Consider the following 25534-nt stretch of genomic DNA (forward strand, 5'->3'; position numbering starts at 1 on the left):
TAGTTCCGTCACTTGATAACGAGACACATTCTCTAATTGGCACGAAAGATAACACGCGCACGCGTCGTGCCGAACGGCTGAGACTGCCGCCGAACGGCTGAGGCCGGCGAAGAAAGTGAGGCCGGCTCCGAACGTCAGGCCGACGCCGAGCGTCACGCCGACGCGGACATGAACGCGTTATTGCCCAATGCGCTGGGCGTCAGGATCTCGTCCGGCGCAGCGATGCCCATAGGCGCAGCGATGTCGATGGGCGTAGCAATGTCGATCGGTGTGGCGATGTCGATCGGTGTGGCGATGTCGACCGGTGTGGCGATGTTGACCGGCAACGGCTGGTCGATCTCGATCGCGCCACCGATCGGCGTTGCACCCGCGTTTTTCATCCGGTACATCGCCGTGTCGGCATGTTTGAGCAAATCGTGCTCGAACTCGCCGTGGTCGGGATACAAGGCAATACCGATGCTGGGTCGGATACTCAGGTCGTGCCCGTCGATCGCGTAGGGGCGCGTCAGCATGTGGTGGATCGTATCGGCGACCTGCGTCGCGTGCTCGGGCAGCGGCAGACCTTGCAGCAGCACGACAAACTCATCGCCGCCCACGCGAGCCACCGTATCGGCCTCGCGCACACACTGCCTCAGCCGCGCGGCGACTTCCTGCAGCAATCGATCTCCCACACCATGACCCTGGGTATCGTTTACCTGCTTGAACTTGTCCAAATCGATATAGAGCACAGACAGCCGCCCTTGCTCGCGACGGGCAAGTGCCAGGGCCACCTTGAGCCGATCGTAGAGCACGCCCCGGTTGGGCAACGCGGTCAACTGGTCGTACTGCGCCAGATATTGAAGGCGCGCCTGCATTTGCTGGCGCTCAATGACGGTCGCGATCTGCGTACACGCGAATTGCAGTAGCTCTACATCCTTCTCGCTATAGCAGACCCCGCCGGGATAGCTCTTGAGCACCAGCACCCCGATTGCGCCTTTATGAACATTGAGCGGTACGCTCAACCAGCACAGCGGCATCACGGCGATCGGCGTATTCAGCGCCGTCAAACGATCGCGCAGCGCGTCGCCAGCGAGCAGCAAAGGCTGCCCCGTGCGCAGCGTTTCCGCGCACAGCGCGCCGGTGGCGGACGTATAGGGTTGCGGCGCCGGCTCATGAGCGTCGACGTGGTATGGGAAGCTCAGCTGATCGGTTTGCTCGTCGTAAAGGGAAACCGAGAAATTATCCGCCGGCAACAGGCTTCCCACGATGCGATGAATCAGTCGAAAGAGTGTGGGCAAATCATCGGCGGCGAACGCGGCCTCGGCAATGGCATATAGCACGGCCTGCTTGGCTTCGGCACGCTTGCGCTCGGTGATATCGCGGGCAACCCCGATGCGCAATTGATCGGCGGGCGACCAGCGCGCCGACCACATGATATGCACGATCTGGCCGTCCTTGCGGACGTAGCGATTTTCGAAGTGAAATTGCGGCAATCCCGACATCACATCGACGATCGAGTCGCGGGTCATTTCGCGATCTTCCGGCAACATCATGTCGAACATGGATTTGCCGATCATCTCCTGCGGGGTGTAGCCGAAAATACGTTCGCACGCGGCGCTGGCGAAAACCACGCGAGCATCCTTCGTGACGGCAAATACCGCATCCATCATCAGATCGATGAAGCTTGCTGACGGCCTGTAAGTCTGTGCTTCCAAAGGAGATCTGCCTTTATTCAGCCCGTCTGCCGGGGTCTTTCGCAGATCATACCTGTAGAGGCAGCATATTCCCGTTATTTTGACGCCATCCCAAGCATGTGACAAAAATCCGACGGGATCGCACGCTTTTAACGCACGCGCTCATACCTGTCCGTGGGTAATGAACCATGAGTCTTATTTCCAGCCGTTTGGCACTCACCGCTTGCCGATAGGCGCCCCTGTAGCCACACCAAGTACTCATGGATGACGACGTCATCCCGCATGCAATAAGACCACTTCTGCGACTTCCGAATGGTGATGAAGCCCGCCTCCCTCAAGATGTGGAGATGCCTGCTCGCGGTTGGCGGCGCGATGTGCATCACTTTAGCAATCAGGGTCATGTTGACGGCGAACGCCACGGGCTCGGTGCGCCAGGGATAGTTGAAATGAATTTTGGCTCGATCGAGATACCGCAGGATCGACATGCGGACTTCGCTGGACATTGCCTTGACCTGGAGGGAACGATTCATTTTTCGATCGTATCGCCACTTAGCTAACTGACGATATGCGGAAGAATACGGTGGGTTGATGATGTCGTCGTTTAGCTAACTGACGATGTGAGAAGAAAAGTCGGCTAGGGGAACGCCTCCTGATCTGCATGCTCGAACCGCATGTCGTTGCGTTGGGAACGGCAACTGCGGCGCAAGCGCCATCCAATGAGACCGTCAACGCCCATGTCTACCCTCACCTTCGCCACCTTCAATATCAACGGCATCCGATCACGGCTGCCTGCCTTGCTCACCTGGCTCGAGCGCGAAGCGCCCGACGTCGTGTGTCTGCAGGAACTCAAATGCGTGGATAGCGCTTTTCCGATCGCCGAGATCAATGCTGCAGGGTATGGCGCGATATGGCAGGGTGAAAAGGCCTGGAACGGCGTGGCGATTCTCGCGCGCGACATGGACCCGATCGAAACCCGTCGTGGATTGCCCGCCAATGAAGATGACGCCCACAGCCGCTATATCGAGGCGGCTGTGCACGGCGTGCTGGTGGGCTGCCTGTACCTCCCCAACGGCAATCCGCAGCCCGGCCCGAAGTTTGAACACAAGCTCAAGTGGTTCGAGCGGTTCATCGATCATGCGCAATCGCTTTACGACACGGGGCACCCTGTTTTGCTGGCCGGCGATTACAACGTCATTCCCACCGATGCCGATATCTACAACACCCGATCGTGGCTCAAGGATGCCTTGCTGCAGCCCGAGAGCCGAGCCTGCTATGAACGTCTGCTCCAGCAGGGATGGACTGACGCGTTGCGCGAAACACATCCCGATGAGCGCATCTACACTTTCTGGGACTACTTCCGCCGACATTGGGAAAGCAACTCGGGCTTGCGCATCGACCATTTGTTATTGAGCGACAGCCTCGCCACGCGCCTGAAGGATGCCGGTGTGGATACCTGGGTGCGAGGCGAGCCGCATGCCAGCGACCACGCCCCAACCTGGATCACTGTCACGGCGTGAAGCTGGACGACCGTTGCGTTGTGAATGTCGAATGCGGTGACATCGCCATCTGGACTACCGTACTGTCGTAAACGATGGCGCGCCAAGGCCGTTCAACGACAGTGCCACGATCATCAATAGGACCGCTTCGTTGTCATCGGCGTTCAGCATGGACTCGCCGCGGGCAAGCGTGGCGATCTTGCTCGATTGGGGATCGCAGTTCACCAACACATGCAACGCGGCGCCCCGTACGAATTCATAACGCAGGATGATTTCGGATCGACTCAAATGCGGCAAGGTCGCGCGCATAGCGTCGAAAAACACCTGCGCGTAACCATCGAAATGATCCGCCACGAAACGCGTGTATTCGCTCTCGGGCGTGGCGCGCAGATGCTGTTCGACGCGAACGAAGAACCGGCCGCCGTCGCTATCGCGTTCGCACTCCACCAAGGGCCGCATCAACGCATCGAGAATCACCGGCAACGGCATGGGATGACCATCGAAGCGTTCTTGTGCCGCGTGCAGCATCTGCTTGCGGCGCACGTTGGGCGGGCCGATGATGTCCATCAGAATCTGGCGCACCAAGGCATCCTTGGAGCCGAAGTAATAGTTGACCGCTGCAACGTTCGTGTTACTGGCATCGCTGATATCGCGCACGGTTGTGGCGATTGGCCCCTTGCGAGAGATCAACGACTTGGCCGCAACCAGAATGCGACGATCGACCGACGCATCGGTCTCGGTCTCAGGGCCGGAAAGTGAAAGGTCCGACATAGTGCTCCTGTATGCGGGCGCCCCACGCGCCCGTGCCTGTATGTTCGCCAACGTCTATGTGTGCGCAAACGTCAACGCCAACTTCAGTCGATTAAAACATCTGTTTTATCGAAATGCCGAGTTGTAAAAGTGTCAGCTAGGTGTTTTCCATTAAAACGCCAATTACGCTGCAATATAACTTGCTGACGCGTCGCAACATTCCTAGAATTAAAACACTTGTTTCAGACAAGCAGCAGTCAAACCAACATTCGTTGTGTCAGCGGCAAGCCGTCACGCAAAGCGGCACCCGCATCCGATATCCGGTGGAGACAGCCCTGGAGAAGCACTTATGCGTCGGTATCGATTGACTCGCGTTTCCCACGTCCTCCGCCTGCACGTGCAAGCACTGCAGCGGCATTGCAGCGATGCCTTGCTGCAGACGCCGCCCTGCGCCCGACTTTCGCCACCGGCGCCCTGATCCGCACGGCCGCCGCATAAGCGACGGCTTCCATTCCCGTTCTCCCCCCTTTGACGCTTGCCAACGGCCAAGCGCCGGGCTTTGTGTCGTCCTTCGGAGTTGTCTATGGTCATCAAACGGTTTGCGGTGTCGCTGTGTGCCGCCGCCATCATGGCAGTCGCGGTTTCGGGTCAAGCCTCTGCGGCAGAAAAGGTGCTGCGTGTGGCCACCACGCTCGCGGATATCCCACTGACCACCGGCCAGCCGAGCCAGGGTGGCGAGGGCGTGCGGTTCATCGGCATCACGCTTTACGATTCGCTGATCCGCTGGGATCTGTCGAAGGCCGACGAATCGGCCAAGCTCGTGCCCTCGCTGGCCGAAACGTGGAAGGTCGACGACACCACACAAACGAAGTGGACCTTCAACCTGCGCCATGGTGTGACGTTTCACGATGGCTCCACGTTCAACGCCGACGCGGTGGTGTGGAACCTGGACAAGTTGATGAAGCGCGATGCGCCGCAGTACGACCAGCCGCAGGCCACGCAGGCATCGACCTACACCGGCACGATCGCCAGCTACCGCAAGATCGACGAATACACCGTCGAGGTCACCACCAAAGAGCCCGATGCGGTACTGCCCTACATGATGGCGCAGATCTTCATCTCCAGTCCGGCACGCTACAACGAGGTGAAGGGCGACTGGAATGCATTCGCCCAGCGCGCGTCGGGCACGGGCCCCTGGATACTCGATAAGCTGGTGGCGCGCGAACGAGCCGAACTGGTGCGCAACCCCAAATATTGGGACGCGGCACGGATACCCAAATCGGATCGTCTGGTACTGCTGACGATGCCCGACCCCTCGACCCGCGTGGCGGCGCTGCTCTCCAAACAGGTCGATTGGATCGAGGCCCCGCCGCCCGACACCGTGCCGCGCTTAAAGCAACAAGGCATGCAGATCGTCACCAACGTCTATCCGCATGTATGGCCCTATCAGCTGAGTTTCTCCGAGGGCTCGCCATTCAAGGATCTGCGCGTGCGCAAGGCCGCCAACCTGGCGATCGATCGTGAGGGCCTCTCGGGCTTTCTGGGTGGACTCGCCGTGCCGGCCAAAGGCATGATCGACAGCAAACATCCGTGGTACGGGAAACCCACCTTCGATATCAAGTTCGACCCCGAGCAAGCACGAGCGTTGATGAAGGAAGCGGGCTACAGCAAAGCCAAGCCGGCCAAGATCAAGCTGCTGATTTCACCTTCGGGATCGGGTCAAATGCAGCCGCTGCCCATGAACGAATTCGTGCAGGAAAACCTGCGCGATGTGGGCTTCGATGTCGAACTTGAAGTGATGGAGTGGGAAGCGCTGCGGGCGCGCCGCCGCGCCGGTTCCGACGCTCCCGAGAACAAAGGCGCGCACGGCTTGAACAACAGCTGGGCCTACTGGGATCCCAATATCGCGCTGATCGGCACCGCCTGGTCCACGCAGCGTCCGCCGGGCGGCTACAACTGGGGCGGCTACAGCGATCCCCAGGCCGACAAGCTCGCCGCGCAAGCCAAGGTCACGTTCGATCCGGCGCAGCAGGATGCGGTGCTGGCGCAACTGCACAGCTATATCGTCGATCAGGCGATGTGGATCTGGGTGGTGCATGACCTGAACCCGCGCGCCATGTCGCCCCGTGTGAAGGGCTTCGTGCAGGCACAAAGCTGGTTTCAGGACCTGACGCCGGTCTATGTGGAGTAACCGCCATGCTCCGATACCTGCTGCAACGCCTGCTCTACACCCTGCCGATCGCCATCGGGGTGTCGCTCGTGTGCTTCGCCCTCGTCCACCTCGCGCCCGGCGATCCACTTTCCGCCGTGCTGCCCGAGCGCGCGCCGCCCGAGCTTGTGGCGCAGGTGCGCGAGGAATACGGGTTCGACAAGCCGGTACCGGTGCAGTACCTCATCTGGCTGCGCAACATCGTGACCGGCGACTTCGGGACTTCGATCACGACACGCCGGCCGGTGCTGGCCGAAATCATCCCCGCGATCAAGAACTCCCTGATGCTGGCTGCGGTGGCCATTTTCCTGGCGTTCGTGGCGGGTACCACGCTGGGCACCATCGCCGGCTACAGCGATCGGCCGAGTATCGACCGCGCCGTCACGTCCGTGGCGGTCACGGGAGTGTCGATTCCGCACTACTGGCTGGGGATGGTGCTGATCGTGATCTTTTCGGTCAATCTGGGCTGGCTGCCCGCGACCGGCATGGGCGCTGACGGGTCGGCCGGCTTCACGTTCAATCGCGAAAGCTTGATGCACATGATCTTGCCGTCGATCACATTGGCCGTGATTCCCGCCAGCATCATTGCGCGGTCGGTCCGGGCTGCGGTAAGCGAAATCCGCAAGCAGGAGTTCGTGCAGGCCCTGTATGCCAAGGGCGTGCCGGCACGGCTCGTATTCGTGCACGTCATGAAGAACGCCGCGCCCACGGTGATGGCGGTGATGGGGCTGCAGTTCGCGCAAATGCTGGGCGGCTCGATTCTGGTCGAGACCGTGTTCGCCTGGCCGGGCACAGGCTTCCTGCTCAATTCCGCCATCTTCACGCGCGACCTGCCGATTCTTCAGGGAACGATCCTGGTGCTCGCCATGTTCTTCGTGCTCACCAATCTGGCCGTCGACGTCTTGCAAATGATGGTGGATCCGCGCGTCAAACGCGGTTGAAGGGTGCCTCGCATCCACTGCCCCATCGCGTTCAAGGAGCTTTTATGCAGAAGGATAGTTTGGCAATGAGCCTGCCGGGCGGCGCCACGGCACTGATCGCACCGCCGCTGCCCCCGCCCGTCACGCGCAGCTTCTGGCGCTCGAGCGTGCGCCGGCTATTGCGCGATCCCGTCACGATCGCCTGTTTGACCGTGCTCTCGTTGATCGTGCTGTCGGCGATCTTCGCGCCTTGGCTGGGGCTGGACGATCCGTTCAAGATGAGCATGGTGCGGCGCCTGAAGCCGCCCGGCACGCCCGGCCATCTGCTCGGTACCGACGAACTGGGCCGCGACATGCTGGCGCGGCTGATCTACGGCGGCCGACTGTCGCTTTTCATGGGCGTCATGCCTGTCGTGTTGGCCACCCTCATCGGCGCCACGCTGGGCATCACCGCAGGCTACGCCGGCGGCCGCGTCAATATGGCCATCATGCGCACGGTCGACGTGTTCTACGCGTTTCCTTCGGTACTGCTGGCCGTCGCGATCTCGGGCGTATTGGGTGCGGGCGTCTTCAACAGCATCGTGTCGCTCACGCTCGTGTTCATTCCGCCGATCGCCCGCGTGGCCGAAAGCGTGACCACCCAGGTGCGCAACCAGGACTTCGTCGAGGCGGCCAAGGCCACCGGTGCCAGTGCCTACCGCATCGTCACCGGCCACGTGCTGAACAACGTGATCGCGCCCATCCTGATCTACGCCTCCAGCCTCATCAGCGTCAGCATCGTGGTCGCGTCGGGTTTGAGCTTTCTGGGCCTCGGCGTGAACCCGCCCAACGCCGAATGGGGCCTGATGCTAAACACGCTGCGCCAAGCGATTTATGTGGCACCGCTGAATGCGGTGCTGCCCGGTGTGATGATTTTCCTGACCTCCATGTGTTTCAACCTCGTTAGCGACGGCCTGCGTGGCGCGATGGATGTGAAAGCATGAAGACGACCTCGGAGCAAGCCATGAGTCTGGTCGCCCCAAAGCGGGATGCACGCGATCGCGGCGGCCCGGCGCAGCCGATGCTGATCGTGCGCGATCTGAAGAAGCACTTTCCCATTGCCGGCAATCGCGTCGTGCGCGCCGTGGATGGTGTGAGTTTCGACGTGGCCAAAGGCGAGACGCTGGGTATCGTCGGCGAGTCAGGATGCGGCAAGTCCACCACCGGCCGCCTGCTGATGCAGTTGATCGCGCCCGACGCCGGCAACGTGATCTTCGACGGTGAAGAAGTCGGCGCCGTGCACGGCATCTCGGTGCGCGATCTGCGCCACGGCATGCAAATGGTGTTCCAGGACAGTTATGCATCGCTCAACCCCCGGCTCACCATTGCCGACAGCATCGCTTTCGGCCCCAGCATCCTCGGCCTGAAACGCGCACAAGCCGCCGCGCGGGCGCATTCGCTGCTGAAGATGGTGGGTCTCGAACCCACGTTGTTCGCCCAGCGCTATCCGCATGAGCTCTCGGGCGGCCAGCGGCAACGCGTCAACATCGCCCGCGCTTTGGCCATGGGGCCGCGCGCCGTGATCCTGGACGAGTCGGTGTCCGCGCTGGACAAGTCTGTGGAAGCCCAGGTGCTCAATCTGCTGCAGTCGCTCAAGCGGCAGCTCGGGCTGACCTACATCTTCATTTCGCACGACTTGAATGTGGTGCAGTACATGAGCGACCGCGTGCTCGTGATGTATCTGGGACAAGTGGTCGAGTCTGCCCCGGTCGACGCGCTGTATGCCCAGCCGCGTCATCCCTACACGGCGGCGCTGCTGTCGTCGCGGCCTTCGATGGATCCGAAACGGCGTGCGACCAAACCGCCCTTGTCGGGCGATCCCCCCAATCCGATCGATCCGCCCAGCGGCTGCCGGTTTCGCACCCGTTGCCCGCATGCGCAACAACTCTGCGCGGAAGTGGCCCCGCCCCTGACACCGATGGGCCAAGCCGCGCATCTGGCGGCGTGCCATTTCCCGCTCGCGCTCGTCGACGCCCGCCAGGAGGCCCTCGCATGATGAACACCGCATTGCTCGATTCTGCGCAGACTGAATTGTCTGCCGTCAAACCACTCGTGCGTGTGCGCGACATGTCGGTCCGGTTCGTGTCGCGCGACATGGCGATCTCTGTCGTCAACGGGGTGTCGTTCGACCTCAACCCGGGAGAAGTGTTGTGCCTGCTGGGCGAGTCCGGCTCCGGCAAAAGCGTCACGATGCGCGCGTTGATGCGGCTGCTGCCGCGCACGGCGCAACTGGGTGGCTCGATCGACATCGACGGCCGCGACATCCTGGCATTGCGCGATCGCCAACTGGCGTCGATACGCGGGCCCTTGATCTCGATGATCTTCCAGGAGCCCCTGACGGCGCTCGACCCGGTGTACACGATCGGCCAGCAAATCGCCGAGACCGTCAAATGGCACGACGGCGTCGATAGCCGGAAAGCCCGTGCACGCGCACTCGAATTGCTCGAGCTCGTGCAGATCCCGTCTGCCAAGCAACGCCTCGATGCTTATCCGCACGAGCTCTCGGGCGGCCTGCGTCAGCGCGCCATGATCGCCTTGGCACTCTCATGCCGGCCGAAGCTCTTGCTGGCCGATGAGCCGACGACAGCGCTGGATGCCACCGTGCAGATTCAGGTCTTGCTGCTGCTGCGCAGCCTGCAGGCTGAACTCGGCATGGCGACGATCTTCGTCACGCACGACCTGGGGGTGGCGTGCGAGATCGCCGACAAACTGGCGGTGATGTATGCGGGCCGCTTCGTCGAGACTGGCAGCGTGGAAGACGTGCTTTCGCGTCCCGCCCATCCGTACACGCGCGGCTTGATGCGCTCCACCGTGCATGCGGGCCAGCGCGGCGTGGAACTGCAACCGATCGCGGGCTCGCCACCCGATCTTGCCGCGCTGCCCAGCGGCTGCAGTTTTAGGCCGCGCTGCGAATTGGCCACCCCGGCATGCGCGCAGGATGTGCCCGCCTTCACTGACTGCGCAGCCGGCCACGCCGCGCGCTGCATTCATATCCCGCCCGCCATGCGCGATCACACGCCGCAGGCCTCGCGGCCTTGAGCCGCATTCTTCCCCTTCCACAGGATCCGCCATGTCCGATGACCTGTTTCACCTTACCGCGAGCGAAGCCAGCCGGCTGATGTTGGCCCGCAAGCTCTCGCCGGTCGAACTGCTCGATGCGTTTCTGGACCGCATCGATGCCGTCGACACCGACGTCAAAAGCTACCTGCTGGTGACCGCGGACGCCGCGCGCAAGCAGGCGGCCAAAGCGGAGATCGACATCGGCGCGGGCCGCTGGAAAGGCCCGCTGCACGGCATCCCGTATGCCGTGAAGGACAACTACTTCACCCGCGGCGTGCGCACCTGCGCCGCGTCGAAGTTGATGCTCGACCACGTGCCCGATTACGACGCCAGTGCGATCGAGCGCCTGGATGGCGCGGGCGCCGTGTTGCTGGGCAAGCTCAATACCTGGGAGTACGGCACCGGCACGGGCGCGGTGCACTTCGATCTACCGTTCGAACCGGCCTGCAATCCCTGGCACCTGGCGCATCACACCGGCGGCTCGTCCACCGGCGCCGGGGCGTCGGTCGCCGCCGGCACGGCGATGGTGGCGATGGGGTCGGATACCGGCGGGTCGGTGCGCCTGCCTGCCGCCGCGTGCGGCCTGCAGGGACTCAAACCCACCTATGGCCGCATCAGCCGCTACGGCATTCTGCCCAACTGCTATTCGCTGGACACCGCCGGGCCGCTGACCTGGTCGGTGGAAGACAACGCCATCATGATGCAGGTGCTGGCCGGCTACGACGTGCGCGATCCGGCGAGCGCCGATCAGCCCGTACCCGATTACCTCGCCAGTTTGCATACCGGCGTGCGCGGCCTGACGATCGGCATCGTGCGCGACATGGGTGCCGATGGTGAACAACTCGACGCCGCCAACCGTGCAGGCGTGGAGGATGTGGCACGGGTGCTGGCGGCCGAAGGCGCGCGCGTGATCGAGATCGTATTGCCGGCCCTGCCCAGCAGCTATCGCCAGGTAAGCAGCGTGATCAACTGGACGGAGTCGCTCTCGATTCACGAACACGACTTCATGCATCGCGCCCACGACATGGGGCTGGCCCTGCGGGACAAGATGATGCACGGCTTCATGACGCGCGGCGTCGATTACCTTGCCGCCATTCGCCGGCGGCGCGAACTCACGCTGAGCACCGATGCCCTGCTGCGCACCGTGGACGCGCTCGTCATGCCCTGCGCCTTTCACACCGCCCCGCCCTTTGCCGACGCCGATCGCGTCAAAGCCTTCACCACCGATAGCGCGTGCCCGGTTTTCAATATTTCGGGCCATCCGGCCATGTCGATCCGCACCGGTTTCGACGCGGCCGGCCTGCCCACGAATGCACAAATCGCCGGCCGCTGGTTCGACGAAGCCACCGTGCTCCGCGTGGCGCAGGCCTACGAGCGCGCCACCGCCTGGCATCTGAAACGCCCGCAATTGGCAGCGGCATTACAGCCGGCGTGACCGCGCTGCGTTGCAGCCCGTCTGCCCTCGCCACTATGAAAAGGATACGACCATGACCGCCCCCGCCTCCCTGCCCGCCGCCTGGCGGCAATCCGATATCGATGCCTACATCGCCCGCTTCGGCTTGAAACTCGACGATCCCGCCATGCGCGCGCGGTTGTGCGCTTCGGCCGAGGCCGCGTCGGCTGCAGGCGCCGCCGTCCCGCGCATGCCGAACAAAGACTGCGAGCCCGCCCATATTTTCCAATTGCCCTTGCCCTGAACCCTGCCGGAAACCGCCACCATGCAACCCTTTGAACTTACCGCTTCCGAAGCTTCGGCGCTGATCGCCAAGCGCGAACTGTCGTGCGAAGAACTTGCGCGCTCCACGCTCGACCACATCGCGCGCACCGAGCCGGACGTGCGCGCCTTCACCTACGTCGATGCCGATCAAGTGGTGCGCAATGCGCGTGAGCTCGATAAGACGCCGCCGAAAAGCCCGCTGCATGGCTTGACGTTCGGCGTGAAGGACATGATCGAGACAGCCGACATGCCCACGACCTACAACTCCCCGATTTACTTCGGTCACCAGGCCGGCAAGGATGCGGCGTGCGTGGGCACGGTGCGCGCGCGAGGCGCCTTGATCCTGGGCAAGACCGACACGGTTGAGTTCGCCACGGGTGGCCGCCGTGCGGCGACCCGCAATCCCTACAACTTCGCGCATACCCCGGGCGGCTCGTCCTCGGGCTCAGGCGCTGCAGTGAGTGCCAAGATGGTTCAGTTGGCCTTCGGCACGCAAACCGGTGGCTCGCACATCCGGCCGGCCGCGTTCAACGGCATCTACGGCATCAAGCCCACCCACGGTGTGGTGAGCCGCGAAGGCGCAAAAAATTATTCCCATACGCTGGACACCATCGGCTGGTATGGCCGCTCGGTGGCAGACCTGCAGTTGGTGGCGCGTGAGTTCCGCCTGTACGGCATCGACGATGCCCCGGTGACCCCGCTGAAAGGGTTGAAGGTCGGCCTGTGCCGTGGCCCCAACTGGCATCTGACCGAGGCGTCGGGCCGGGCCGCATTGATGACCGCCGCCGCACGGCTGGCGGACCAGGGTGCCGAGATCGTCGACCTCGACTTGCCGCCCGATTTCGATCACATCACGCATGCGCAGGAAGTGGTAATGCGAGGCGAAGGGCGCGCGGCGTTCCTGCCTGACTACCTTGCAAACCACACGCTGCTGCATCAGGACTTTCGCGATCTGGTTGAAAACGCCAAGGGCTATACGGCAGAAGATATGGTGCAAGCCTACGATCTCGCGGCGTCGTGCCGGCGGCAGTTCGATGGCTTGTTCGGCGGCACGCTCGACGTCGTGCTCACGCCGCCGTGCATCGGCCAGGCACCGATCGGCTACTACGACACCGGTAATCCGGCGTTCAACAGCATGTGGACCCTGTTGCATGTGCCCTGCGTGGCGATTCCTGTTGGCTTGGGCGACATGGGACTCCCGGTGGGCATCCAGGTGATCGGGCCGCGTTTCTCCGATGCGCGGCTGCTGTCGATCGCTGCGGCGTGCGCACCCGCGATTCATGCGCCCGCCAAGCTCGCGCCAGTGGATGCGGCCATGGCCGAAGCAGTGGCCGCTTGAGGCATCCAGCGGGCGCCTGGCAGGTGGCTGACGAGATGCTGAACAGTTACCTTGTCATGCGCAAATTCGGCAAATTCGGGAGCAGAATGGCAGTACCCGACCCACTCGCTCCTGGAGCATCCATGTCGTATCGCACCCCCCTCGCACGCGCCCTCTTCTCGCTCGCCGTACTGGCTTGTGCCTCGGCACATGCCGCCGACGAAAAGCCCGTACGGATCCGCGGCGATATCGTTGCCGCCACCGCCGATGGCATTACCGTCAAGCACCCCAGCGGTGAACAAGTGAAGATCGCAGCGCCCCCAGACACCGCCGTGTCCTCGGTGAAGAACGTGCCGTTGTCCAGCATCAAATCAGGTGACTACGTGGGCGCGGCATCGCGCAAGGGCGCGGACGGCAAGCAAACCGCCATGGAAGTATTGGTGTTTCCTGAAGCCGCCCGTGGATCGGGCGAAGGCCATTACGGCTGGGATCTCGCACCCGACAGTTCCATGACCAATGCCAACGTCGATGCCGTCGTCACCGGCACCAACGGCCGCGATCTCAAGCTCTCATACAAAGGCGGCACGCAGACCATCGTCGTGCCGGCCAACGCCCCCGTGGTGACGTTTGCACCCGCCACGCGCGCCGATGTGTTGCCCGGCAAAAAAGTATTCGTCGTGGCCAAGCCTTCCGGCGACGGCTATCTCGCCCAACGCATCGTTGTCGAAAAGGACGGCGTCGCGCCGCCGATGTAAGCGTCCTTTCGTCCGGTGAATCCCGCACGTGCAATGCAGCGCGGGATGGCACGGCGGCGCATGCCGCCGTGCCACCCTCAGTGCGTGATCAAATCGTCGATATGCACCGGCAGATCGCGCACCCGTACTCCGGTCGCGTGATAGACCGCCGCCGTGATCGCGGCGGCCACACCGGCCAGCCCGATTTCACCGATCCCACGCGCGCCCAGTTCGTTCAACGCCTTGTCGGGATAGTCGAGAAACTCGACGTCGATATCAGGCGAATCGGCATGCGTGACCATCACGTAGTCCGCCAGATTGCTGTTGATCGGCGCCCCGTTGCGGCTGTCGTAATGCGTCTCTTCAAATAGCGCCATCCCCACGCCCATCACAATGGCGCCTTCGATCTGATTGCGCCCACTCAACGGGTTGATGATCTTGCCGGCATCGATCACCGTCACCACGCGCCTGACACGCATACGGCCAATCTCCGGCTGCCAACCGACCTCCACAAAGTGCGCGCCGTACGAGTGGATCGAGTGCTTGTCGGCATCGGGATCGTTGTCACTTGCGCCGGCGCGCCCTTTACCTAGCACCTGGCTGAGTTCCGCTTTCTGCAGCACAGCCTCGAACGGCACCCCAGCCTCCGGCTGCTCCGTCTTGCGGTGCACGCGACCCGCCGTCATCGTCAGATCCTCGGGGTCGGCACCCTTCGTGGGCAAGCCGTCGGTCTCGGCCGCGATACTCAGCAATTGCTTGATGGCTTCACGCGCAGCCTTGCCGATGGCAGGAACGAGCGAGCCCGTGGCCATTGACCCGCCCGACATCGGTCCGGCCGGAAAAGACGTATCGCCAATCGCCACGACGATCCTGTCGCTGGCGATGCCCGTGAGATTGGCCACCATCTGCGCCATTACCGTATAGGTGCCGGTGCCTATATCCTGTGTGGCACTGGCCACGCGCGCCGTGCCATCGCGATTGAGCTGCACATTTGCCATGGCGGGAATGCGCTTGGCCATCCACGACGCACCGGCCATCCCCCATCCCAGAATTTCGCCGTCGGCATGCATGCTACCCACTTCGGGATTGCGCCTGGACCAGCCGAATTTCTCCGCACCCCGCTTGAGACATTCGGTGTAGTACCGGGTGGAAAACGGCACACCCAGGCTCTCATCGATCTCAGGCTCGTTCTGCAATCGCAATTGCACCGGACATACATCAAGCGCGATCGCCAGCTCGTCCATGGCGGACTCGGTGCAATACAATCCCGGCACGGCACCCGGACCGCGCATCGAGGTGTTTGGCCCGAAATGGCGGCGCGCCTGGCCCGACGTCACGCGCAAGTTGGGCGTACTGTAGAAGTAAGGCGTGGCTTCACCGCAGTTCTCCTTGCTCGCCTCGACCTGAGCCACGTGGTGCACATAATCCTGCTGTATCGACGTGAGCCGGCCGGCCTTGGTCGCGGCAATGCGAATCCGTTGCTGCGTGTTGGTGCGATGCCCGACGGTCTCGAACATCATCTTGCGCGAGATTTCGAGTTTGACCGGACGTTTGAGATCACGCGCGGCAGCCACGGCCAATAACGAATGCGTCCATGGCCAAAGCTTGCCCCCAAACCCCGAGCCCAGGTACTCGGTAATCACCCGGATATTCTCCGGCACTTCGCCAAGCATCTGCACCAACACCGACTTGTGATTGCCGATAGCCTGCGACGTCTCATAGACGGTGTAAGCGCGGCCGTCGTACGTGGCCACCGTGCAATGCAGCTCGATCGGATTGTGCGTCTCAGGCGGCGTGCGATACACCTGATCGATCTTGACCTCGCCCTTCGCAAATGCGGTGTCGGGGTCGCCGCGCTCGCTGTCCACCTTCGGCTTGTCGTCAGGCGTGAGTTCGAGACTCACGTCCACCGGCTTCTCGGTATAGGTGGCCTTCACGGCGCGCGCCGCTGCGGTGGCTTGTTCAAAGCTTTCGGCCACCACCAAGGCGATGTATTGACCGTAATAGTTGATCTTGTTGTCGGACAGCGGTGGACGCTTCTCGTCGATCGATGCGCCGCTTGCATCCGAGATGCGATACAACGGGCCGATATTCTCGTGCGTGAAGATCTTCACCACGCCCGGCATTTTCGCCGCCGCCGTGGTGTCGAGCGCCGTCAATTCGCCGCTGGCGATGGTGGCGCTCACCGGCTGGGCGTAGACCATACCGGGGAAGTGATGGTCGGAGGTGTACATGGCACCGCCACTCACTTTGAGCGGGCCATCGATACGGGCAAGCGAAGCGCCGATCGCGGCGGATTCGGCAGGGTTATGCGCAGTCATCATTGATCCTTTGATTGAGCCGGGGGCATCACGCCGCTTGCGTCGCGTCTTTCAACGCTTGAACGATGCAGCGTTTGGCGAGTTCGACCTTGAAGCCGTTCTCGCTCTGAGGCCTGGCGTCGGCCAGGGCAGCTTCGGCCGCACGCTGGAAAAGGCCGCCATCGGGCGTTTGCCCCTGCAACATGGCCTCTGCCTGCACCGCACGCCAGGGCTTGGCGCCTACGCCACCCAATGCCAAGCGCACATGCGCGATCTTGCCGCCATCGAGCGCGATCACGACCGCCGTCGACGCGAGCGCGAACTCATATGACGCGCGATCCCGAAGCTTGAGATACGTGGACCGAGCGCCGGACACAGGTGCCGGCAGACTCACGTGGGTAATAAGATCACCAGGCTCGAGCACCGTCTCGCGCTCGGGCGTATTGCCCGGCAGCAGGAAAAAATCTTCGAAAGCGATCGCGCGCTTGCCGCGCGTCCCTTGCACGTGCACCGTGGCCTCGAGTGCGGCCAACGCAACGTTCATGTCGGACGGATTGCTCGCAATGCACGTATCGCTCGTGCCGAGAATCGCGAGGTTGCGGTTGAAGCCGTCGATGGCGCCACAGCCGCTACCCGGCTCACGCTTGTTACAGGCCATGGCGGGATCGCGAAAGTACACACAGCGCGTACGCTGTAGAAGGTTGCCGCCCGTGGTCGCCATATTGCGCAACTGCGCCGATGCGCCCGATAACAGGGCTTCGGACAGCACGGCATATTGCGCGAGAATGTGATCGTGATGCGCCAGATCGGCGTTGCGCACCATCGCACCGATATCCACCCCGCCGTCGTCACGCTGTGTGACCTGGTCCAATGGCAAGCGCCCGATATCGATCACCTGTTCGGGCTGTTCGACGTCGAGTTTCATCAAATCGATCAACGTGGTGCCGCCGGCCAGGAAGCGCACGCGGGCGCCCTGCTGTGCGGTTTGCGACAGCGCACCGGCGCGAATGGCGGCATCGACGTCAGCGGCGCGCGAAATTTCAAATCGTTCCATGGTCGCTCCTCAGCCTTGGCGCACGTGTTGGATGGCGGCCACGATGTTCGAGTAGGCGCCGCAACGGCAGATATTGCCGCTCATTGCCTCCTTCACACAGGCGTTGCTGGCACCACAGGGTTCGTTCAGCAACGCCACGCCCGACATGATCTGGCCAGAGGTGCAATAGCCGCACTGATAGCCATCGTGGGCGACGAAGGATGCCTGCATGGGATGCAGATTGCCCGGCTGGCCCAAGCCCTCGATCGTGGTGATCTCGTCCCCATCATGCGTGACCGCCAAACGCAAACAGGAATTCACCCGCTTGCCGTTGACGTGCACCGTACAGGCGCCGCATTGGCCGTGGTCGCAGCCCTTCTTCGTGCCGGTCAGATGCAAATGCTCACGCACGCAATCCAGCAGGGTCGTGCGCGGGTCGAGATCGAGCGACTCGTCGCGGCCGTTGATCTTGAGCCGCACAGGTACGGTATCTTGCGCGCCACGGGCGGCGGGTGCGGCCACCGTGGCCTCGGCCCGTTCAGATACGGGGTTGTCGGCGCGAACCGGCATGGGCGTCTCGGCGGCTCGAACGTCGGTGGGCATGGTGTTGGCGGCAGCAGCCTGCATGGCGGCCATGTCGGGCGCGGTCGCACCAGACGCCGATCGGTTGGCAGGCGAGGCATGCGCGGCGCCGCGCGATGGCTGCGCCTGAGGTGAGGTCATGGACATCGTTGATTTCCTTGAATAGGGGAGCGCGGCGCGAGGAGAGCCGGTGTGGTCACGGCATGGGGCACCGCTAGAAGTACCGTACCGCCGGGCGCAAGCAGCGTTCCCATCGGCCAACGACGATCCAGGCGTGCAGACGCGCGCCATGCCGTTTCAGTCGGAAACGTTGCGGTTTGTAGACGCGGCGATTCAAGCCCTCGACACGCAGGTATGCTTTTGCCATCGTCAACCCCCCGCGCACCACCCCATGTCATCGACCGCCATGTCTCTTGCCCGATCCTCTGCTACCGCTCTGCTTCCCCGATCCGCTTTCTCCAGCCCCACTGCAACGCATTCGACGTCGTTGAAGCGCGTGCTCAGCCGTACCGTTACCGCTCTCGCCTTGAGCCTCGCCGCGATGACCGCCCATGCGGCTGCGCCCACGTGTGAGGTCGATCGACCGATCAAGTTCAGCGGTCTGAACTGGGAATCGAATCTGTTGATGGCCGGCATCGAGCGTTTCATCCTCGAAAAAGGCTACGGCTGCAAAACGCAGGTGGAGCAAGGCGAAACCCTGGCCATGCTCGCCGCCTTGCAACGCGGAGACGTCGACATCACGCCCGAGGTGTGGCCAGGCCAGATCGAAGGCGCGTGGCAGAAGGCCACGGCATCCGGCAAGGTGATCGGCGTGGGCCATGTGTTCGATGCCGGCGAAGGCTGGTATATCCCACGCTACACGGCCGAGAAATTTCCCGATCTCAAGAAGGCCAGCGATCTGGCGCGACACAAGGACGCGTTCAAGGATCCCGAGGATCCCAACCGCGGCCGTATCTTTGGCTGTCCTGCCGGCTGGGCCTGCGGCACGCTGAACGACAACCTGATGAAGGCGCTGAAACTGGAGAACGATTTCGTCATGTTCGCGCCAGGTGCCGGGGCGGCGCAAAAGGCAGCGATCGTGTCGGCCTATAAACGCAAGCGCGATGTGGTGTTCTATTACTGGACGCCTACCGCGCTGGTCGGTGGCCTGGACCTTGTCAAACTCGAGCTCCCTCCTTTCGATCAAAAAGCATATACCTGCATGACCGACCCCGCCTGCACGAATCCGGTCGCGACCGAGTTCAAGCCGAATCCCGTGGTGACCGGCATGAATGCGGCATTTGCGCAACAGGCACCCCAGGTGAAAGCGTTTATTGAAAAGGTGAACATGCCGGCGCCGGTTATCGACGACACCCTGGGCTGGCTCGAGAAACAAGGCGCCGATATCGACGCCGCAGTGGCTTACTTCTTCAAAACGCATGGCGACACGTGGAAGTCGTGGGTAAGCCCGGATGTATCCGCGCGAGTGTCCGCTGCGCTTTAAGGCCCGGCAGCCAGCGAAGTGCCGTGCTGATTTGTAACAGGATGAGGGCCATTTGAGCGTAAACGCTTGCACGCCACATGCAATAATCGCGCCACATTGCGTCGGGTTTGGAGTGTTTTAGATGTTAGGCAACGCCCTTAGTGTTTTCGTGACCGTGGTCGTCGCTCTGGCGCCGGCGCTGATCATGACAACACGCAGTTACGGCAGCGCATTCATGTATGGGCTGCTGTTGATCGCCCTGATCGGCATGGGCGTCATGCGTTATCGCAAGCAGCCGGTGTGGCCCGAGTGGCGCATCTGGCGGCCCTTCATACTGGCAGCGGCCGCCGCCGTCGCCATCGTTCTGATTGCCCAATGGACCCACGGCCGCTGGCATGCGGCCACGTTCGAAAAGACGATGCGTCTGGCCTGTATGGTGCCAATGCTCTGGCTTTTCTCGCGCCTGAATCCGGCCATTTTGCGTCACATTCAATGGGGTTTCATTGCCGGTGCCCTGTATTGCACGTTTCTTCTGGCTTTCCCGGATGTGACCTTTACGGCCGTCAATGGCCGACTGCGCCCCGACACCCTGGCCTACACCGAATACAACACGGTGGAGTTCGGTAACCTGGCATTTCTGTATGCCTGTGTGTGTGTCGTGAGCCTCATGTGGACGCTTACGCGCTGGCCGAAGCTCGAGGCCGCACTCAAGTTATCTGCCGCAGCGCTGGGGTTTTACGGCGTGTATTTGTCGGAAACGCGTACCAGTTGGCTGGCGCTGCCGGCCGTGTTCATCATTGCGTGTGTGGTGGAAAGGCGTATTTCCTGGCGCATCAAAGCGGTCGTCTGTGCGCTCCTGGTCGCGATCGTTACCGTGATTGGCGTGACCCATCAGCACAACGATCGGATCGGCAAAGCCATCGACGAGGCGCAGGAATGCGTCGAACGGCCAAAAGCGGAAACGTCCGTGTGCATCCGATTCCAGCTTTGGCGCGCCGCACGCGTCATGATCGAGAAGCACCCCGTATTTGGCGTGGGCGGTGGCCCGGCCTTCCGGGAGAAGATGAAGAAGCTGGGCGATCGCGGCGTGATCTCGCCGCTCGTGGCATCGAACTGGGGTGAGCCCCACAACGACATCTTGCTGGTGGCAGCCACTTATGGCCTGGTTGGCCTGGCCTCGTTTCTGCTGATGGTTTATGGGATTCCGGCGTGGATCCTTGCCAGCCGGATTCGCGATCTGGATCAGACCCGACGGGCGTTCTGCGCCCTGGGGCTCTGCGTCGTATTGGGCTTTCTATCGTTCGGGGTCACCGAGACGATGTTCCGATCGATGCGCACCGCGTCCTTCTATGCCGTCATGGTGAGCTTGTGTCTGGCCATGGCCGTGAGCCATCTCGGCCAGAATAATCGGCGCGTCCATCCCGCATGACTGACACGATCCCCTGCTTCGTCATCAACCTGGCGACGGAAACCGCGCGCCGCGACAGCATGGCGGCACGCCTTCAGGCGCACGGGCTTGCCGCGCACTGGATCGATGCGGTCGATGGTCGCGGTGCGGCGCGCGCTGCCGTGCTCGCCCGCGCCGACATGGCACGCGCACGTCGCGTCTATGGCGAGCTGAGTCCGACCGAAGTCGCATGCGCATGCAGCCACCTGGAGGTGTATCGGCGCATCGTGGCCGAGCGCATTCCGCACGCCTTGATTCTCGAAGACGACGTGGTCCTGGCGGACGACATCACCGATCTTCTGGCGACGTCGGGCGCCTCCAGCCTGACGGCGCGGATCGACGCCGGGAGGCCGGCCATGATCCAACTCACCCACGTCGGTCGCGGCTGGCGTCTGGGCGCACGCCGCTTGGGCAACCGCTCGCTCGTGCGGGCCGAGGGCGGCGTCTGGTTGACCGGCGGCTATATCGTCACCCTTGCGGCCGCGCGCGCCCTGTGCGCCACCCGCGATCCCATCTGGACTGCCGCCGATCATTGGGAAGCCATCGCCCAGGACGCCGGACTGCAGCTCTATGCCGTCAGCCCGCCCTGCGTGTGGGAAGCGGCGGAAGCCGCGCAGTCCACCATCTCGGGCGATCGACGTCGTCGGGCGGCTCCCGCGCGTGCCCTCACCGCCCGCGCCGCCCGGCTGTTCCATCGCAGTGTGGTGCGCCCGCTTCTGACGGTGCGGCTGCCACGCGTAAAATAGCCGCTTTCGCTCAGATTGCGGGCTCGTCCCCGCTTTGATTCCCCACGATGTCCGCACCCGAAATCCGCCCCGGCCAATCGGTCGAACTGCTCAAAGCGCTGCATATCCTCACGCGCGACGGCAATATGAATCAGGACAGCCGCCGCAAGCTGAAGCAGGTCTATCACCTGTTCAACTTCATCGAGCCGCTGCTGAAAGACGTGCACGCCGAACATGGCCGTGTCACGTTGGCCGATCATGGCGCCGGCAAGTCGTATCTGGGGTTCATCCTGTATGACCTGTTCTTCAAGGCCATCCAGGATACGTCGCACATCTACGGCATCGAAACGCGTGAGGCGCTTGTCACGGCGTCGCGCACACTGGCGGACAAGCTTGGGTTCGATCGCATGTCGTTTCTCAACCTGTCGGTGGCCGATGCCATCGATTCACCGGCCTTGCCCGATCAGGTAGACATCGTCACCGCTTTGCACGCGTGCGATACCGCCACCGACGATGCCATCCATTTCGCGTTGCGCAAGCGGGCGAAATACATCGTGGTCGTGCCGTGCTGCCAGGCCGAAGTGGCCACGCGTCTGCGCAAGAACAAAGGCAAGATGCTCGGCGGCAATCCGCTTGTCGAAATGTGGCGCCATCCCCTGCATACCCGCGAATTCGGCAGCCAGGCGACCAACGTACTGCGCAGCCTGCAACTCGAAGCGCACGGCTATCAAGTCACCGTCACCGAACTCGTTGGCTGGGAGCACTCGATGAAGAATGAGCTCATCATCGCGCAGGACAAGCAGTTGCCGCGCGCGCGCCCCGCCGCCCGATTGGAGGCGATGCTCGAAACACTGGGATTGGAAGAGATGCGCGAGCGGTTCTTCACGACGCCGGCTTAAGCGGCCCGCCCCGCCCCGCCCCATCCTCGCCGTCGTCAGGCGCATCCATCAGATCGCGCCAGCCCCGATGCCCCAAGGCGCGCAGCCGCGCCTGGTTACGCTCATAAATCGAATCCGGATCGGGAAAGCCATCCACGGCACGGGTCACGCTCTCTTCGCGCAGCAGGTGCAGGATGGGATACGGCGCACGGTTGGTGTAGTTCTCGATATCGTCCGGGCCGGCACCGGCAAACTGGTAGTCCGGATGAAAGGTGGCGATCTGAAAAACGCCGCGCAATCGCAACCGCTTGAGCAGGCGCTCGGCAAGCGCCGCCATATCGTTGAACGCCAGGAAGTCGTCGAACCCCTCGGGCACGATCAATAGCAGCGTATCGATGGCTGCGGGATCGGCGGCTTCCAGCGTATCGAACGCCAGACTCAAATCGGCGAGCACTGCTTCGGGCTCGGTGGCGTGGCTCACGCGATAGGCGATCTGCCGCTTGACGTGCACGCTGCGCGCAAACGGACAGAGGTTCAGGCCGATCACTGCGCGTACCAGCCACCGCTCGACGTCGTGCACGATGGCGGCGTCGCGCGCCGCGTCAGCCGCCACGACGAGCCTGCCCTGAACGCGCGGCGCCCGCCCGCTTGGTGGGCGCCAGATACGCGCGGCGCGCCTGACGCCAGAAGATCAGCAACAGCACCATGTCGACCGCGGCGAGCAGCAGCGTGAACCACCATTGATCGGCCAGCCGGAACGGCTGCACAGGCGGCGCGGGCGGTTTGGGCGGCGGCGCCAGCTTCAACGTATCGCCCGCATCGCGGCGTCCGGGATAGCGCGCCGTCACGGCAGCGGGCAGCGTTTCGATGCCGTCATAGCCCACGATCAGCGTCGAAGGCGGCACGGACACATCGCCCATGTTGTCTGCACCCCACGCCATCACGTAGGGCGCCACGCCCTGGGCTGTGAACACCAGCGTGCGGGGGCTGAAGCCAATCTGTACCGTGGGCGGCCGCGATGCATTGGCTGCGCGCGGATCCAGGCTCACGCCGAACGACGGCATCGGACTGCCGCCAAGCAACACGTCGGGCGAGACGATTTCGCCGATACTGCTTTCGAGGCGGTAAGACACGGCCTGCGCGCGCAGTTGCCACGTCCAGGTGCCGGCAGCCGGCGCCGGTGTAGCGCCCTGCCCGGTCGCCGCTGCCGGTGCGGCCGCGGCCTGCACCAGTTGATAGACGAGTACGGGTGACAGCACATCGCTTTGCGGCAAATTCACACGCAACCGCTCGATCGGCATGGCCGGCGGCGCCTGAAACGTGAAGCTTTGCCCCTCGGCCCCCACCGGCTTTTGCGGCTCGGTCCACAACATGGGCCGTGCACTGCCCGGATGGGTATTGACGCGCACGGTGACGCGCGACAGCTTCGGCGCGGTCGCGGGATCGCTCCACACGATACGCAGATAGCGCGACGTGTCGCTCGAGCGGTTGCCGAGTTCCACCCGGTTTTGCTCAACGGTCATGTCGCCATGCGACAACCGCACGATCTGCGCTTCCTGCCGCACCACGCGCCAATCCTCGAGGTTGTCGCTGGCGTCGAGCCGAAAATTGTGCATGCCGGTGCGCGCCTGAAAATCGGCGAGCACCAACGATTGCAGATCCCCGCGGATACGGCTCAGATCGAGCACCACCGCGTTCGGATTGCGCGCGGGCGACGCGGCCGCCGATGCCGAGGCCCGCAGGCTGCCGTCTTCATTGCGCTCGACCTGATCACTCAAGCCATCGCTGCTGCCGCGACGCCTGCTGCTGGTTGCGGTCAACTGCACCGGAAACAGCGGCACGGCGATTTCGGGCGTTTGCGAGGTCTCGCCCAGCTTGGGCTGCACCCACGCAAACGGCATCGCCACACCCCGGCTATCGAACACGCGCACATCCTGCAGCCGCGGATCGCGTGCGGTGTCGTACACCTGCAGCGGAATCTGCACGCGATGCATCTGGCCCGGCTCGTCGCCCTCCAATGGTGCCACCCACGCAAAGGGCGAAGCAATCGGCGCCGGCACCGCGGGCGCATCGGCCCCGATCGCCGTCGCGACGCCTGCAGCCCATAGCAGCGGCACCCCAACCATCATTCGCGCGGCGCGGCCCAACTGCGCGCCCAGCGCTCGAAAACCGATACTCACTCAACCCCCGTCTAGACCCGCTCCGGCAAGATGCGCTGAAAGCGTCACGCAATCTAGCATAAGTTGGCGTGCGCCAAGCCAGGCTTTGCGCTACAGCGAGTTGTCAGGTTTTTACCGTTCGATTTCGGTCGCACGCCCGCGCCGCTGCATTCAGCCGGCCGCCGGCGGACGCTTGCGCCACACGCTGGCGAGCCACGGTTGCTGCGCGCGCGGCAGGCCTTCAGGCCGGTAGTAGTGGTGGATCTCATCGAAACCGGCGTCATGCAGATACTTCCGCCACTGTTCGAGGTCGTGAAAAACGCAATAGCGTTCGCCCTGCCAACCAGCGCGGTTGTCGCCCCGGGGATTGGAGCTGAACAGCACGCCCGAGGCATCCAGCGTGGTGTGCAACGCGTTAAGAACGCGTGGTAGATCGGCGATGGGCACGTGGAAAAGCGATGCGTTGGCGAATATGCCATCGAAGCGTGCAGGCGGCAAATCGAGCGCGAGAAAATCCTGATGCCAGACCTCGCAGCCCGAATCGGCCCGCGCCATCGCCACAAAGGGAGCCGAACCATCCAGGCCGACGGGCTGCGCACCGCGCGCCTTGAGCGCCAGCAAATCGCGCCCCGGTCCGCACCCGAGATCCAGAATGCGCGGACGTTCGAGCGCAATGGCGCCGAGCAAGGCATCGAGGTTCTGATTGACGTCGTGGTCGGCGGTGCCGGCTCGAAAGGCGTCGGCGTTGCGGGCGTAGTGCGCCAACGTGCGGGTATTCGATTGCGAAGTATCGTCGTCGATCACTGTTGCCCTATTGCGGTCTCGCCCAAAAACAATCCGCCCCGGAAGGGGCGGATGCGAGCGACCAGTATAGGTCAGCCGGATGGGCGTGCATCGAGCACGCGCACGATCAAAAGATCAAATAGAGCAGAATGATGATGGGAATCGGAATACCGATGAGCCAGAGCAGGATGCCTTTCATGTATGTTTCTCCTCAATACAACTTGGTTCATCCACAGCACGATCCATGCC

The 25534-nt window shown here is 63.0% G+C and carries 23 protein-coding genes and 1 pseudogene; 15 read left to right on the top strand and 9 right to left on the bottom strand.

Annotated features, from left to right (window positions below):
• Positions 1-152: 152 nt before the first annotated feature.
• Positions 153-1694 carry a sensor domain-containing protein gene (locus tag EYW45_RS18855; protein ID WP_328703652.1) on the bottom strand — a complete coding sequence of 514 codons (1542 nt, stop codon included), beginning with the start codon at positions 1692-1694 and terminating at the stop codon, positions 153-155.
• A 128-nt stretch (positions 1695-1822) separates the two neighbouring features.
• Positions 1823-2203, bottom strand: a complete 381-nt coding sequence (locus EYW45_RS18860; protein WP_161136947.1) for a winged helix-turn-helix domain-containing protein — start codon at positions 2201-2203, stop codon at positions 1823-1825.
• 204 nt (positions 2204-2407) lie between these two features.
• Here EYW45_RS18860 and xth point away from each other — a divergent pair, with 204 nt between their 5' ends.
• A complete protein-coding gene (xth, locus tag EYW45_RS18865) occupies positions 2408-3190 on the top strand; it encodes an exodeoxyribonuclease III (RefSeq protein WP_161136948.1) in 783 nt (260 codons plus the stop codon).
• A 54-nt stretch (positions 3191-3244) separates the two neighbouring features.
• Here xth and EYW45_RS18870 read toward each other — a convergent pair whose 3' ends face one another.
• Positions 3245-3940, bottom strand: a complete 696-nt coding sequence (locus EYW45_RS18870) for a TetR/AcrR family transcriptional regulator (protein WP_161136949.1) — start codon at positions 3938-3940, stop codon at positions 3245-3247.
• Positions 3941-4502: 562 nt separating this feature from the next.
• Here EYW45_RS18870 and EYW45_RS18875 point away from each other — a divergent pair.
• From EYW45_RS18875 to EYW45_RS18915, 10 genes and pseudogenes are all read left to right on the top strand, one after another.
• Entirely contained in the window at positions 4503-6110 is a 1608-nt protein-coding gene (locus EYW45_RS18875) for an ABC transporter substrate-binding protein (protein WP_161136950.1), read from the top strand.
• Between the two features lie 5 nt (positions 6111-6115).
• Positions 6116-7069 (top strand): ABC transporter permease, encoded by a 954-nt coding sequence (locus EYW45_RS18880; protein WP_161136951.1) that lies wholly within the window; start codon positions 6116-6118, stop codon positions 7067-7069.
• 44 nt (positions 7070-7113) lie between these two features.
• A complete protein-coding gene (locus EYW45_RS18885) occupies positions 7114-8031 on the top strand; it encodes an ABC transporter permease (RefSeq protein WP_235939112.1) in 918 nt (305 codons plus the stop codon).
• Positions 8032-8051: 20 nt separating this feature from the next.
• Positions 8052-9083: an ABC transporter ATP-binding protein gene (locus tag EYW45_RS18890; protein ID WP_161137118.1), complete on the top strand. Its 1032-nt coding sequence runs from the start codon at positions 8052-8054 to the stop codon at positions 9081-9083.
• Between the two features lie 98 nt (positions 9084-9181).
• A pseudogene (locus EYW45_RS25115) lies at positions 9182-9682 on the top strand (ATP-binding cassette domain-containing protein); the annotation flags it as partial.
• A gap of 123 nt (positions 9683-9805) precedes the next feature.
• Positions 9806-10126, top strand: coding sequence for an oligopeptide/dipeptide ABC transporter ATP-binding protein (locus tag EYW45_RS25120; RefSeq protein ID WP_456238882.1), 321 nt, complete (start codon positions 9806-9808; stop codon positions 10124-10126).
• A 31-nt stretch (positions 10127-10157) separates the two neighbouring features.
• On the top strand, positions 10158-11582 hold the full coding sequence (locus EYW45_RS18900; RefSeq protein ID WP_161136952.1) for an amidase: 1425 nt from the start codon (positions 10158-10160) through the stop codon (positions 11580-11582).
• 52 nt (positions 11583-11634) lie between these two features.
• The gene (locus EYW45_RS18905) at positions 11635-11844 is read left to right on the top strand and encodes a hypothetical protein (RefSeq protein ID WP_161136953.1); all 210 of its coding nucleotides are present in this window, start codon (positions 11635-11637) and stop codon (positions 11842-11844) included.
• A 21-nt stretch (positions 11845-11865) separates the two neighbouring features.
• Positions 11866-13203, top strand: a complete 1338-nt coding sequence (locus EYW45_RS18910) for an amidase (protein WP_161136954.1) — start codon at positions 11866-11868, stop codon at positions 13201-13203.
• Between the two features lie 122 nt (positions 13204-13325).
• Complete coding sequence (locus EYW45_RS18915) at positions 13326-13937, top strand: hypothetical protein (RefSeq protein WP_161136955.1); 612 nt, start codon at positions 13326-13328, stop codon at positions 13935-13937.
• Between the two features lie 77 nt (positions 13938-14014).
• On the opposite strand, the gene EYW45_RS18920 is transcribed toward EYW45_RS18915, so the two are convergent.
• Genes EYW45_RS18920 through EYW45_RS18930 form a run of 3 tightly spaced genes read right to left on the bottom strand, consistent with a single transcriptional unit; the run spans position 14015 to position 17978 of the window.
• On the bottom strand, positions 14015-16237 hold the full coding sequence (locus tag EYW45_RS18920; protein ID WP_161136956.1) for a xanthine dehydrogenase family protein molybdopterin-binding subunit: 2223 nt from the start codon (positions 16235-16237) through the stop codon (positions 14015-14017).
• 28 nt (positions 16238-16265) lie between these two features.
• Complete coding sequence (locus tag EYW45_RS18925; protein ID WP_161136957.1) at positions 16266-17270, bottom strand: FAD binding domain-containing protein; 1005 nt, start codon at positions 17268-17270, stop codon at positions 16266-16268.
• 9 nt (positions 17271-17279) lie between these two features.
• Complete coding sequence (locus tag EYW45_RS18930) at positions 17280-17978, bottom strand: (2Fe-2S)-binding protein (protein ID WP_235939114.1); 699 nt, start codon at positions 17976-17978, stop codon at positions 17280-17282.
• A gap of 394 nt (positions 17979-18372) precedes the next feature.
• Here EYW45_RS18930 and EYW45_RS18935 point away from each other — a divergent pair, with 394 nt between their 5' ends.
• The 4 genes from EYW45_RS18935 to EYW45_RS18950 all read left to right on the top strand — a co-directional run bounded on the left by EYW45_RS18935 (position 18373) and on the right by EYW45_RS18950 (position 22364).
• Positions 18373-19314, top strand: coding sequence for an ABC transporter substrate-binding protein (locus EYW45_RS18935; protein WP_161137121.1), 942 nt, complete (start codon positions 18373-18375; stop codon positions 19312-19314).
• Between the two features lie 184 nt (positions 19315-19498).
• Positions 19499-20722 (top strand): O-antigen ligase family protein, encoded by a 1224-nt coding sequence (locus EYW45_RS18940; protein ID WP_161136958.1) that lies wholly within the window; start codon positions 19499-19501, stop codon positions 20720-20722.
• Positions 20719-21486 carry a glycosyltransferase family 25 protein gene (locus tag EYW45_RS18945; protein WP_161136959.1) on the top strand — a complete coding sequence of 256 codons (768 nt, stop codon included), beginning with the start codon at positions 20719-20721 and terminating at the stop codon, positions 21484-21486. Before EYW45_RS18940 ends, EYW45_RS18945 begins: the two co-directional genes overlap by 4 nt.
• 47 nt (positions 21487-21533) lie before the next feature.
• Positions 21534-22364, top strand: a complete 831-nt coding sequence (locus tag EYW45_RS18950; protein WP_161136960.1) for a class I SAM-dependent methyltransferase — start codon at positions 21534-21536, stop codon at positions 22362-22364.
• Here the strand turns inward: EYW45_RS18950 and EYW45_RS18955 are convergent.
• From EYW45_RS18955 to EYW45_RS18965, 3 genes are all read right to left on the bottom strand, one after another.
• Positions 22348-22956, bottom strand: a complete 609-nt coding sequence (locus EYW45_RS18955; RefSeq protein WP_161136961.1) for a DUF1415 domain-containing protein — start codon at positions 22954-22956, stop codon at positions 22348-22350. The two genes, EYW45_RS18950 and EYW45_RS18955, sit on opposite strands and share 17 nt — an antisense overlap.
• Entirely contained in the window at positions 22946-24523 is a 1578-nt protein-coding gene (locus tag EYW45_RS18960; RefSeq protein ID WP_161136962.1) for a DUF3999 family protein, read from the bottom strand. The genes EYW45_RS18955 and EYW45_RS18960 overlap by 11 nt, the downstream gene beginning before the upstream one ends.
• Before the next feature lie 150 nt (positions 24524-24673).
• Positions 24674-25306 (bottom strand): class I SAM-dependent methyltransferase, encoded by a 633-nt coding sequence (locus tag EYW45_RS18965; protein WP_161136963.1) that lies wholly within the window; start codon positions 25304-25306, stop codon positions 24674-24676.
• Positions 25307-25534: the final 228 nt, after the last annotated feature.

This window comes from Schauerella aestuarii (assembly GCF_009866805.1).
GTDB classification, from domain to species: Bacteria; Pseudomonadota; Gammaproteobacteria; order Burkholderiales; family Burkholderiaceae_B; genus Schauerella; species Schauerella aestuarii.